Origin of the sequence: Neobittarella massiliensis (ex Bilen et al. 2018), from assembly GCF_900289145.1 — a bacterium.
Classification (GTDB): Bacteria; Bacillota; Clostridia; order Oscillospirales; family Ruminococcaceae; genus Neobittarella; species Neobittarella massiliensis.
Window position 1 is genome coordinate 140,275 of record NZ_OKQO01000006.1, and the last position, 12,226, is coordinate 152,500.

General features: G+C 60.5%; 12 protein-coding genes. 1 reads left to right on the top strand and 11 read right to left on the bottom strand.

Annotation, left to right across the window (positions count from 1 at the left end):
- Nucleotides 1-138: 138 nt before the first annotated feature.
- The 9 genes from C6Y32_RS09725 to C6Y32_RS09765 all read right to left on the bottom strand — a co-directional run bounded on the left by C6Y32_RS09725 (nt 139) and on the right by C6Y32_RS09765 (nt 9,240).
- Entirely contained in the window at nt 139-1,101 is a 963-nt protein-coding gene (locus tag C6Y32_RS09725; RefSeq protein WP_105205066.1) for a nucleoside hydrolase, read from the bottom strand.
- Between the two features lie 67 nt (nt 1,102-1,168).
- Complete coding sequence (locus tag C6Y32_RS09730; protein ID WP_164998208.1) at nt 1,169-2,116, bottom strand: nucleoside hydrolase; 948 nt, start codon at nt 2,114-2,116, stop codon at nt 1,169-1,171.
- Between the two features lie 303 nt (nt 2,117-2,419).
- On the bottom strand, nt 2,420-3,073 hold the full coding sequence (locus tag C6Y32_RS09735) for a class II aldolase/adducin family protein (RefSeq protein ID WP_105205068.1): 654 nt from the start codon (nt 3,071-3,073) through the stop codon (nt 2,420-2,422).
- Nucleotides 3,074-3,085: 12 nt separating this feature from the next.
- Nucleotides 3,086-4,165 (bottom strand): S-methyl-5-thioribose-1-phosphate isomerase, encoded by a 1,080-nt coding sequence (mtnA, locus tag C6Y32_RS09740; protein ID WP_105205069.1) that lies wholly within the window; start codon nt 4,163-4,165, stop codon nt 3,086-3,088.
- A 196-nt stretch (nt 4,166-4,361) separates the two neighbouring features.
- The gene (add, locus tag C6Y32_RS09745; RefSeq protein ID WP_105205070.1) at nt 4,362-5,342 is read right to left on the bottom strand and encodes an adenosine deaminase; all 981 of its coding nucleotides are present in this window, start codon (nt 5,340-5,342) and stop codon (nt 4,362-4,364) included.
- Nucleotides 5,343-5,543: 201 nt separating this feature from the next.
- Entirely contained in the window at nt 5,544-6,746 is a 1,203-nt protein-coding gene (locus C6Y32_RS09750; RefSeq protein ID WP_164998209.1) for an MFS transporter, read from the bottom strand.
- A gap of 338 nt (nt 6,747-7,084) precedes the next feature.
- A complete protein-coding gene (locus C6Y32_RS09755) occupies nt 7,085-7,633 on the bottom strand; it encodes a DUF5662 family protein (RefSeq protein ID WP_105205072.1) in 549 nt (182 codons plus the stop codon).
- Nucleotides 7,634-7,668: 35 nt separating this feature from the next.
- On the bottom strand, nt 7,669-8,184 hold the full coding sequence (locus C6Y32_RS09760) for a DUF6933 domain-containing protein (protein WP_105205073.1): 516 nt from the start codon (nt 8,182-8,184) through the stop codon (nt 7,669-7,671).
- A 48-nt stretch (nt 8,185-8,232) separates the two neighbouring features.
- Nucleotides 8,233-9,240 (bottom strand): helix-turn-helix transcriptional regulator, encoded by a 1,008-nt coding sequence (locus C6Y32_RS09765; RefSeq protein WP_105205074.1) that lies wholly within the window; start codon nt 9,238-9,240, stop codon nt 8,233-8,235.
- Between the two features lie 145 nt (nt 9,241-9,385).
- On the opposite strand from C6Y32_RS09765, the gene C6Y32_RS09770 reads away from it, so the two are divergent.
- Nucleotides 9,386-10,138 (top strand): alpha/beta hydrolase, encoded by a 753-nt coding sequence (locus C6Y32_RS09770; protein WP_105205075.1) that lies wholly within the window; start codon nt 9,386-9,388, stop codon nt 10,136-10,138.
- A 116-nt stretch (nt 10,139-10,254) separates the two neighbouring features.
- Here the strand turns inward: C6Y32_RS09770 and C6Y32_RS09775 are convergent, their stop codons facing one another.
- Together C6Y32_RS09775 and C6Y32_RS09780 are read right to left on the bottom strand one after the other, a co-directional pair.
- Nucleotides 10,255-11,202, bottom strand: coding sequence for a 2-hydroxyacid dehydrogenase (locus C6Y32_RS09775; RefSeq protein WP_105205076.1), 948 nt, complete (start codon nt 11,200-11,202; stop codon nt 10,255-10,257).
- A gap of 176 nt (nt 11,203-11,378) precedes the next feature.
- On the bottom strand, nt 11,379-11,948 hold the full coding sequence (locus C6Y32_RS09780; protein ID WP_105205077.1) for a manganese efflux pump MntP: 570 nt from the start codon (nt 11,946-11,948) through the stop codon (nt 11,379-11,381).
- Nucleotides 11,949-12,226 lie beyond the last annotated feature (278 nt).

The window sequence follows — 12,226 nt, forward strand, 5'->3', positions numbered from 1 at the left end:
TCATTTTCTATGCTACACGATTTTTGCACTGTGTACAATGCGTGTTTTCTATCATAAAAAAGGGCAGTCTTTATGCAAAAACGCAAAAGACTGCCCTTTTTCTATTTTATATCTGTATATCAGGTACTTGCAAGCATGCTATTGGGCCAGCTCTGCGTCGATCTTCTCGACCGCCGCCACGATCAGGTCGATAAATCTGGGCTGATCGATCCCGCAGCCCAGGTAGGTGTTGGGCTCGCGTTTGGCATTTTCAGTAAACGAGCGGGTCACTACCGTCTTGCCCTCGGTCAGCATACCGGATACCTCTACATCCACGTGTACGTGCTCGCACTCGATCACGCTGGGGTCGATCATATAGGCGGCCGATACCGCGTCGCACAGCACGCCGCCGGGCATGCCGTTGGCTGTGGCGTGGTCTACCCGTTTCGAGATCAGGTCGGCGGCCACACCGGCCACTCTGCCGCCTTTGTCGCCGCGAATACGCTTTAAGTCCTCCGGGCTCACATAGGCGTCATAGCAGATCTCCAGCCCCATCATCACCATGGAGATGCCGCTTTTAAATACCACTTTTGCGCCTTCGGGGTCAGCCCAGATGTTGAACTCGGCGGTGGGGGTCATGTTGCCCATGCCCGAAGCGCCGCCCATGATCACGATCTGCTTTACGTAATCCTTGAGGTCCGGGTACTTGAGCAGAGCGGTGGCCAGGTTGGTCAGCGGGCCTACCGCCAAGATCTCCAGCTCGCCCTTGTGGGCCACCGCCTGCCGGTAGATAAAGTCCCAGGCGTATTCGTCCTCTACAGTTTTTACCGGGTCGGGCAGTACCACGTTGCCCAGGCCGGTGGCGCCGTGGATGTCGCCGGCGGTGCGGGCCTCGCGGAAGATGGCCTTCGGCGCCCCTTTGAGCACCGGGATATCGGTATAGCCGGTCAGCTCGCACAGACGCAGGGCGTTGGTGGTGCAAAAATCCAGTGGTTTATTGCCGCATACCGGAGTGATGCCCAGAATATCGAATTGCTCGTCGGCGAACATCATAAACAGGCAGACAGCGTCGTCCTCGCCGGGATCGCAGTCGATGATGACAGGTCTCTTTTTCAGTTCCATAGTTCTTCGCGCCTTTCTCTCGTATAGCCGCCCCCGCGTATTGGGGTCGGCCCAGGGGCCAGTCAGCTTATTTGCCGGCCTGTTTTAAGATCTCTTTTACCCGCTCTATGTAGCCCTCGCGGTCTACGTCCAGCACCACCGTGTGGATGCGCGGCCGCCCGGTCTCCTCCTGGCCCACGCGCGCATCGCACACGCTCATGCCGTCACACAGTTCGGAGGTAGTCTCGATCTGGATGTCGGCCTTTACCGTCTTAAACAGCTCGGGGTGCAGCATGTAGATGATGGGCACGCTGTCGTACATCAGGGCGCGCTCCACACCGTTATTCTCTTTTTGCCACTTCAGGGTGTGCTGGGTCATGTGGTAAAATACCTCGGCCGGTTTGTTGCCGATAGCGTGGATCTCATCGTTTTCCTGCTGGGTGATATACCCGTTATAGCACACGTCCAGCCCGCACATCACGACCGGTTTGCCAAAGGCAAACACCGCTTTGGCGGCCTCAGGGTCGGCGTAGAAGTTCAGCTCGGCAGCGCCGGTGGTATTGCCAAAGTACATGCCGCCACCCATCAGGATGATGTCGTCCACCTTTTCCTCTACCAGCTCGGGGTACTGCATCATCAGCTTGGCGATGTTGGTCAGCGGAGCCAGAGGAATGAGCGTCACTTTGTCGTCGCTCTCCCGCAGTACCTTGGCCATAAACTCCACGGCGTCCAGCTGGTGCGGGGCCGGCAGCTCGCTGTCGGCGGGCAAGCCGGGCATCTCCAGCCGGTGTTCGCCGGCGGCGCCCACCCAGCGGGGGCGGACCAGCGGGTCTTTTGACCCCTCGGCCACCGGCACCTGGTCGGCCACGCCCAGGTACGACACCAGGGCCAGATTGTTGCGCAGCGTCTCCGACAGCTCCAGGTTGCCCATGCAGGCCGTTACGCCCAACAGCTCGATATCATCACTGGCTACCGCCAGAGAGATGGCAGTCGCGTCGTCGCCGCCGGTATCGCAATCCATTAAGATCTTTCTCATTGTCTTGTCCTCCATTTCACAGCCGCCGGTCTAAACACCGCGGGCTCGTTTCCATACGTCCCTATTATATCGTACTATGCGGGACTTTGCACCGCTGTTTTAGGGCCGGTCCCCCCTTACCTGTACCGAATTTGTCTCTGCTATTTTGTGTAAACTGCTAAGCACTGCCGGCTGCACCGTCGCCGCCACACCAAAATACCGCCCCACAAGGGGCGGTATGATACCGTCGCCGCAAGATATCTCCTGTTTGCCTCCCTGCGCCGCGGAGTCTTTCACACGCCGGTCTGGGGTCATCCGCTGCTGTCACTGGCGGTACCGGTTGAGGGCAAAATCGCGCATCCAGTCCACCTTGTCCCGCGGCAATACCTCCGGTGTGCCGATGGTGCGGGCCATATAGTAGATCTGGGCCGTCATCTCCAGCACCCGCGCCGTCTTAAAGGCGCCGGCCATGTCCGCCCCACAGCATACGGCCCCATGGCTGCGCAGCAGGCAGGCCATGCCCAGCGCCCCCAGCGCATCTACACAGTTTCGTGCCAGCTGTTCACTGCCGGGCAGAGCGTAGGCGGTCACCGGCACCGGTCCACCCAGCGCCTGTGCCGCCTCGTCGATGATAGGTGGTATCTTTTCGCCCAGGCAGCCAAATACGGTGGAGTAGACCGGATGGGTGTGTAAAATAGCCTGTACATCGCCGCGCGCCCGGTAAATAGACAGATGCATGGCCGCCTCTACCGAGGGCCGCCGCCGGCCGTCTATCTGTGTGCCGTCGGCGGCAAACACCACCATATCGGCGGCAGTACAGCGGTCATAAGCCATAGCGCTGGGCGTCAGATATACATTGCCGGTAGCCGGGTCGCGGCAGCTGATGTTGCCCCAGGTCTCCACGGTCAGGCCACTGCCGAGCAATTCCCGCCCGGCCTGTACCAGCTGTTCGCAAAATGGCAAGTGCTGTCTTTGCATCTGTCTCTCCCCCTAGACCGGCTGCCGCTTGCGGGCCGCAAACAGCGCCGGGATCGAGTGTGTGTACGGGGCCCGGGCAACCCCGTACTCGCTTACGATACCGGTGATCAGCGCCGCCGGCGTCACGTCAAAAGCGGGGTTATAGAGCTTTACCTCCGCCGGAGCCATAGGCTGTTTATACCACATCTCACTGATCTCTGTGCCCGGCCGCTGCTCGATGGTGATGTCGGCTCCGCTCTCACAGCAGGGGTCAAAGGTAGACAGCGGTGCGCACACATAAAATGGGATGCCGTAATGCTGGGCGAGGATAGCCACCCCCAAGGTGCCGATCTTGTTGGCTGTGTCGCCGTTGGCGGCAATGCGGTCAGCGCCCACCAGCACCGCCTGGATATCTCCCCGGGCCATGGCGGTGGCGGCCATATTATCGCACAGCAGCGTGGTGTCTATGCCCGCTGCCCGCATCTCAAAAGCGGTCAGTCTGGCTCCCTGTAGCAGCGGCCGGGTCTCGTCGCAGTACATATGAAAGGTGTATCCCCGCTCGGCTCCCGCGTAGACGGGGGCCAGCGCGGTGCCGTACAAAACGGCTGCCAGCTGCCCGGCGTTACAGTGGGTCAGTATGCCCCACCCATCCTGCAGCAGCACCAAACCGTTCTCTCCGATCCGGCGGCACACCCGAACGTCCTGCGCCTCTACCTCCCGTGCGCGCTGCAACATGTCGGCCGCCATCTGTTTTGGGTCGCGGTAACACAGCCCGGCGGCAAAGGTCTCCATCTCGTCCAGCGCCCAAAACAGATTGACCGCCGTGGGTCGAGCCGCCGCCAGATACGCTTTTTTGTCCGCCAGCTGCCCCATAAAGCCGTCGCGGTCCCGGGCGTCTATTTCGCCGGCCGCCAGTGCCAGCCCATAAGCGGCGGTAACGCCGATGGCCGGCGCGCCCCGCACCTGCAGGGTGTAGATGGCATGCCGGATCTGCTCCTGAGTCTCTAGGTCGCAAAATACCACTTGTTGGGGCAGCCGGGTCTGGTCGATGATGCGGATGGCCCGCCCATCCTCCCGCAGGGTCACGGTCCTGTAGTCAAGTCGCCTGTGCATAGTCCTTCCGCCTTTCTGCGCTTTTTTCCATTATACGTGCCGCTCTCCCCCATTCCCAGCGCCCGGGCGCCGATTTTCTGTTTTGCTGCAAAGTGCAGGGTGTTTTTTGGCGCTTTACCAGTTTGGAAGTACCAGATCACCGGCCGTTTGCGCAATAAAAAAGAGCGGCCAGCTGCCGCTCTTTTTTATTGGTATCTCACAAGTAGGCCTGCAATTTGGCCACCAGCGCCTCTTTTTCATCTGCGGGCAAAAAGGCGGCCCGGGCGCTATTGATGTTCAGCTGTATCAGGTCGCGCTCGGTAAAGCCCATGGCCCGGCAGATGTCGTACTCCCGCTTTAGACAGGTATCTAGCACAGTCATATTGTCGGTGTTCACCGTCACCGGTGCGCCGGCATCGTACAGCCGTTTTAGCGGGTGCCGGCCATCCCGGGGCAGGCCGTACACCATGCTCGACAGCGGGCACATCTCCAGCGGCACGTTGTCTTTTATCACGTAGTCTGTCAGCGCGGGCTCGTCGGCCACCTGGTAACCGTGGCCGATGCGGTCGGTGGCAAAAGGCACACACTGATCCACGTGCCGCTCGGCGTGGCAGGTGGTGGGCAGCTCTAGCTGGTGTGCCAGCTCAAAAATAGGGGCAAATTCCGGCAGCCGGTCCTCGTATCCGGCCAGGTCTATCGCCACCACTCCGCGCCCCAGATACTCCCCGGTCAGGTGGGCGGTCTCCACGTTCTGGGTATAGGTCTCTGTCGCCGGCCCAAAAGCCATCGCGCAGAGTATAATGCCCACCTTTATGCTGCTGTGGCGCTCCATCCCCTGGTGGGCGCCCTGCAATACCGCCTCTATGGCCTCCCGCTGGCTCATGCCCTGCTGGCAGTGGAACTGAGGTGCAAAGCGTATCTCGGCGTAGACCAGCCCCTGTGCGGCCAGGTCCTCCACCAGCTCGGCGGTGATGCGGGTCAGTGCCTCGGCAGTCTGCATGACCATGAGCGGCGTGTCGAAGGCCGAAAAATCGTCCTCGGCAGCATCGGGCTGCATGCGCATGCGGTCGGCCATCTCCGCCAGCGTCAGGTTGGCCAGCTCGGTTACGCCCTGCTGGCGGGCCAGCTCTAAACAGGTGGCTGGCCGCACCGATCCATCCAGGTGCAGGTGCAGATCTATCTTGGGAAAATCGTACATATTTTTTCCTCCTAGCAAATAACTCCGCCCGCCGCTATCGTGCGGCGGGGCGCTCTTGCTCTCATCAGGTCCGGCCGGCGGCACTACATTCGGCGTGCAGTACCGCCGACTATAATAAGAGTATTATAACACAAGAGATAGGCAAAACAAGGGGCGGTGTGCCCCGGCACGCCGCCCCTTAAAGATGTGTGTAAAGTGGGTTTACCGGCCCTCGTCACCGATCTGCACACCACTGTCGGCCTGTTCCTGCTGTGCAAATTTCACCGGGATCAGCATAAACAGCACCAGCGCCGCCAGCGTTATACCGGCAATGGCCAAAAAGGCGTTGCGGGTCCCGCCCACCAGCTGGGTCAGCGGCGCCCCCAGCAGTGCCCCCAGCCCCCGGCATATACCGTAGCAGTAGATCGACACCAGCGTCTGGGTGCTCACCTTCCCCTCCGGCGGGGCGATGCGCTTAAAGTAAAACGAGGCGAAAAAGTAGGTCGCCACCGAGGTGATGCCCTGTATGCCAAAAAACAGCAGCACCAGTAAAATGCTGTCCGATAAGCCGTACACCGTCCACCGCACGATGGTCAAAAACGAGATGCCAGCCAACAGCAGCTTGATGGGCACACGGTCCACCAGTTTATCCATAAAAAACAAAAACGTCACTTCAATGGTGATCGACACGATGTTGCCGATACCGATATACGAGCTGGGCGCCCCCAGCTGTCCCACCAGGTAGGTGGGGTAAAAGCTCAGGCTGTAGCCAAATCCAAACATGATGGGGGCCACCACCAGCAGCACCATCAGCGCCGACGGCTTGCGCAGCAGCACCACGGGGTTGAATACCGCCTTTTTCATCTTGGGCATCTGCACTTTGGGCAGCAGCGGTATGCACACCAAAAACAGCACGCCCATAGCCACCTGAAAGTAGTAGATGTAGTCGATCTTTAAATCGGCCAAAAAACCGGAGATCAGCGCCGCCACCAAAAAGCCCAGCGACCCCATCAGGCGAAAGTTGCCGAAGTTGAATTTCTGTGCCTGGGCGTAGTAGATGCCCAGCGAATCCAGCAGCGGAGCCAAAGCGCTGTAGAAAAAGTCGAAGATGCACAGAATAAAAAACATGTAGTAAAAGCCGCCGAACAGCAGGTGCAGCGGCACGATGAGCAGCGACACCACCGACAGCTGAAAAAAGATGCGGTTGACCGAGCCCACCCGGTCGGCCACCCCGGCCCATATAAACTGCCCGGCCATCGACACAAAAGGTGACACGCCCAGCACGATGCCGATCTGTGCGTCGGAAAGCCCCCGATCCTGCAGAAAAAGCGGCAGGTAGCTCGACGGCCCGCTGATAAACATCTGGAACAAAAAGTAGGTGGCCATAAATTGGATGATGGTCCGCTTGGCCTGTGTTTGTCTCACGGTATATACCTCCCCCTCAAAAGGTCTATACCCAGTATAGCACGGCGCAGCCCATAGGGATGGCCCAAACTTTGCCGGCAACTTGTGTTGTCCTTGTCGGGTTGCGGCGAAAACAGCGGACCTTTGGCACAGCGCACGTTTTTTTGCCGGCGGTGTTGTGCGTTGTGCCGCTGACAGAACCACTTGCCTGGCACCGTTTTCGGGAATAGCTGTACCTGTTGGGACCCTCTGCCGCCTCGCGTTCCAGCGGCGCCGCCCGCCGGTAAAAAAACACCAGCCGGCCGGTGCGGTCACAGCACCTGTCAGCTGGTAAAAAGTGGCGGCGGTGTCGGGCACACTCATTTGGCCGCATTTTTTAGTATATCGGTACGGATATACGAAAACACCGCATCTTCCCCCTCATCTTTTAATTTGGTGAGCATCGCTTCCAGCAGCGCCCGGGTGGTGGGGTGCAGCAGGTAGTGGTCTCTGGCCCGCATGTAGTAATCATAGGGGTCGCGGTCGCAGTAGGCGCTGCCCCGGTAGGTCTTGCTGGCGGCCATCCGGTCGCAAAACATCTCCACGACATAGGCCACCGGCATCTGCATCCCGCACAGCTGGTGACTGCCCTGGGGGTCGTAGTCGATCCAGTACTCCAGGTGGTGCTTGTTGCGCCCCTTATGGTGCAGCCAGGCAGCGCTGTAGCCCTCGGCTTGGCGCTGGGCGTCGTTGGGGCTGCGGTCGCCCTGAAAATACCTGGCGCCGGCCAAAAATTCTGCCGGCGTGTATTTCGACAGATCGTGCAGCAGTCCCCGGCGGTACAGCCCCACCCGAAAACAGTGTTGCCGCACCAGCTTTTTGTGGTGGTTGATGGTCTTCAAATGTAAAAGCGCTTTTTTAAGGCTCATGTGCTCACCCTGTTTCCATACTTCTCGTACTGTGGCTATCGGCGCAGACCCAACGCAGCCAGATCTTGCCAAAACCGCGTTCTGGCCACACCCAGCCCCGGGTGCCCGGCGCAGCGGCAGGGCTGGGTGTTGCACAGCTCCATCAGCCCGGTCTGCAGCTGCCGCCCGGTGTCTACGGCCAGCTCCTGCTCCAGGCAAAAAAACCAGGCCCGGTTCAAAAAGGCCACTTCGCGGCGGCCGTGGGTCTTGGTGTACGCAGCGCTCCCGGCCAGCGCCAGGTACCGGTCTACCTGCGGGGCAGAAAAGCCCTCCAGGTGCAGACACTGGCCAACGGCCTGCACCGCCGTGTCGGCCAGCTGCTGCCACTGAAAAGGGCTCAGGTCGTACAGCACAAAGCTGTACCTGCTGGATGTCTGCACCCCCAGCAGGCAGCGCCGTCCGGCCAGTTCGATGCCGTGCAGGTCCCAGCAGTACATCGGTCCGCTGCCGCCGCTGGGCCCTGCCCGGTGCCCGGTCTGCCGCTGTAAAGGTATCGTCAGTCCCAGCTCCACAGGTCTTTTGCCCCCCTCTGTCATCATACGGCGTCCGGCCCATTTCGGTCACCGGTACAGGTCGGTCACCTGGCGGGCGTGGTGTAAAAAGTCGTCCACTATCTGCTGGGGCGATAAGATCTGTACCCCGTCGCCCAGCCCAAATATCCAGCTGAAAAACTGGGGGCTGGTCTGCACCTGTACCACGGCGATAAACTGGCCCGGCCCCGCCGGGCGCAGTGGCAGGTCAGGACCAAAGCGGTCCACCACCACCCCGGCCAGGTAGTCGGCAAATCGCAGGCGCACCGTCTGCTCCTGCCCGCCGTACATGCCAAACACCTTTTTCGAGTACACCGCCGTGTCAAAACTGGCAAACTCCCGCTGCCCATCCCGCGCCAGACCGGTCAGCTGTATGGCCTCCATCTTGTCCACCCGGTAGTGCTTAATCTTGCCCGCCGCGCCGTCATATCCCACCATGTAGTAGTTCTCGTCGTCCCACAACAGCGCCCAGGGGCTTATCTGGTACAGCGCGCCGCCGTGGCGGTACGACTTTACCACCCGGCTGCCGCCGCCAAACTGCACCGACCACTGAAAGTAGCGAAATTTTATCTGCCGCCCGGCCGATATAGCCTCGTGCAGTTTATCCACATTGTGGTAGATGCTCTCGTTCATCGTCTTGATACGGCCCTGTACATACACCTGGCGCTGTAGCTGCCGCCCCTGGGGCACGCTGGCCAGCCGCTCGATCTTGCCGATCAGCTGTTCTGATTTTTTGGCAGTGATAAAGCGGGAGGACTGTACGGCGTCCACCAAAAGCTTTAGCTCCGGCAGCTCAAAGTCGCGGCTGGCCAGCAGGTATACGCTCTGCCGCCCCTGCTTTTGCAGTAATATATCCAGTCCAAAATCGCGCAGTGTCTGTATGTCGTCATATAAGCTCTTGCGCTCACAGTCGAGGCCCTGATCCCGCAGCATGGCCGCCATCTGGGCCAAGGTCAGACCGTGTTCCTCATCGGTGTGCTGCAAAATGAGCTGCATCACCTGTAAAATGCGCAGTTTTTGCCCGGCGCGCTTAGCCATAGTCGCGGCCTCCCCACTCTAAGATCGGTTGTTTCTAGTTTAGCACGATCGGCGTTTTTTTGCACATCTTTGCCGCCGGTGTTACAATAGCGGTGATCGGGGCTGCGCCCATGCCGCCCCATTTTAGTAAAGAGAGGTGTGTGCGATGTCCATCGGCTATACGGTAAACACCCATCAGCTGTCACAGACCAAACTGCTCGTGTGGCGGCCCGACCTGCCAAAAGAGAGGCCCCTGCCGGTACTCTACTGTACCGACGGCGACATGTTGCAGGGTATCGAGCCGGCGCTCACCGGCCTGCTCACCGCCGACTCGGTAGCTGCCGCCTCCCCCTGTCTGCTGGTGGGAGTGTATGCCGACGACCGCGACCGCGACTATACGCCTTGGCCGGCGCCGGCCGTGTTTCGCGGTGCCGCCCCGTTTGGCGGCGGGGCCAGCGGGCATCTGCAGCTCATCACAAAACAGGTGCTGCCTTTCATACAGGCGCAGTACAGGGTCTTGCCCGGCCCGCAGGCTGCCGGTATCGCCGGCTACTCGCTGGGCGGTCTCTTCGCCATTTACGCCGCCTACGACAGCTCTGCCTTTGGCTTTGCGGCCTCCATGTCGGGGTCGATGTGGTTTCCCCGCTGGCTGGAGTATATGGGCCAAAATCAGCCCCGTGCCGGCGGCTACTACCTGTCGCTGGGCGATACTGAAGAAAAGACCCGCCACCCGGTCATGTCCCAGGTGGGCGCATGTGCCCTGCAGGCAGCGGATATTTTGCGCCAAAAGGTGGGGGATGACGCCGTCACCTACCGGTGGGAACGGGGCGACCACTTCACCGGTATCCCCCAGCGGCACGCCCACATGCTCCGCTGGTTTTGCCGGCAGCAGGCGCTGCTCGGCCACACCTCGCAGTAGCTGTCGGCCCTGCCCGGCCATTTTTCACACTTCTAAAAGAGCCCCTGTCCGTACGCACGCCGGACAGGGGCTCTTTTATGGGCTTTGAAAAAATTTAGCGCCTAAACACTATAGCACTACAGCACGATATTGGCCTGCTCGCCGTCCATCCATTTCTGGATGTTGTCGAACACGATTTGGGCCCGGGCCACCATCGACTCGGCCGAGGCAAATGCCACATGCGGGGTGACCAGCGTGTTTTTGCTGTGCAGCAGCGGGTGGTCGGTGGCCAGCGGCGGCTCGGTCTCGAACACGTCGATGCCGGCCCCGGCGATCTTTCCGGCGTTCAGGGCGTCAGCCAGCGCCTGGCTGTCCACCACCGGGCCACGGGCCACGTTGATGAGAATGGCGGTAGGTTTCATCATGGCGATGTGCGCCGCGTCGATCATACCGCGTGTCGAGTCGTTGAGGGGGCAGTGCAGCGACACCACGTCCGACTGGGCCAGCAGCTCCTCCAGCGACACGTACTCCACCAGCTCTTTGGCGGCCTCTTTGGGGCGCGGGGCATAGGCCAGCACCCTGCAGCCAAAAGCCCGGCACAGCCGCGCGGTCTGCAGGCCGATGGCACCGGTCCCCACGATGCCCACCGTCTTGCCGGCGAGCTCACAGCCCACCAGGCCGTCTTTGGTCTGGCCGGCGCGGCAGCGAGCCTCTACCTGGGGCACGCGGCGCAGCAGCGATAACATCAGGCACAGGCTCAGCTCGGCCACCGCCTGGGTGGAGTACCCGGCAGCGTTGCTCACCTTTACGCCTTTTTTGGCGGCGGCGTCCAGCGCCACATGGTCCACACCGGTAAAGGCGACATCGATAAATTTCAGGTGGTCACAGGCCTCGATCACCTCGGCCGGCAGCGGCATGTTGGCGATCATCAGCACGTCGGCGTCGCGGGCGCGCTCGATCATCACCGCGGGGTCGGTATCTTTGGGGTAGGCGGTAAAGGTGTGGCCCGCCTCGGTCAGCGGACTGGCGCAGTCGGCCAGCACATCCTCCGGCACACCCAGCGATTCCAGCAGTACGATGTTCATGTAAGATCCCTCCATATATATCTTCCCAGGGCCGCAGCGGCCCACTTTTTCACGGTCTCCATCATAACACGTTGCCCCGCCCCGCGCAAGCGGCAAAGCGGCCTGCCCGGCGCGCCGCGGTGGCCCATTTCCCGGGGAATACTGCCCTGCTGCCCATCCCCTGCGGCGCCTATTATTTATGCACCCAAAATGCCCAGGTGTTCCAGCAGGATCTTGGCGCCCATCAGCACCAGGACCGCGCCGCCCAGCAGCTCGGCTCTCGACTTGAAGCGGGCACCAAAAATATTGCCCACCTTTACCCCTACCGCCGACAGTATAAAGGTGATGCCGCCGATAAAGCACACCGCCGGCACGATGTCTACCTGTAAAAAGGCAAAAGTCACCCCTACCGCCAATGCGTCGATGCTGGTGGCCACCGCCAGCGGCAGCATGGCCCGGGGCCCAAACGAGCCGTCGAGCTGTTCACACTCGGCACAGCTGCGCGACTCACGGATCATGTTTACGCCGATGGCCCCCAGCAGCACAAAGGCGATCCAGTGGTCCACGCTGGTGATGAGCGACTCGAACTGCACCCCCAAAAAGTAGCCGAGCAGCGGCATCAGCCCCTGAAAGCCGCCAAAATACAGCCCGGTCACTGCGCAGTGCTTTATCCCGGCCCGCTTTACCGAAAGTCCTTTACAAATGGCTACGGCAAAGGCATCCATCGACAGCCCCACCGCAATGATAAACAGCGCCCAGGTGCTCATGATCTATTACATCCTCTCTCAAAATGCTCTCTTGCCAGTACCGCCGCCGGCCCAACAAAAAAGACCTACCTGCAACCAGCAGATAAGTCTCGTCGTTTCATACAAAGCCAGGAACTGCGTTCCAAGATGTTGGCTTCATCCCGCCGGCACCCCGGCGGCGACTACTCCCTTACGCCTGTAAAGCATACCCTATTTTGTCTATCCCGTCAACCTCTTTTACCGCCGCCTAGCGGCCCTGCACCGCCGATCGGCCCCATAGCCCCTCAAAAAGCAGTGCG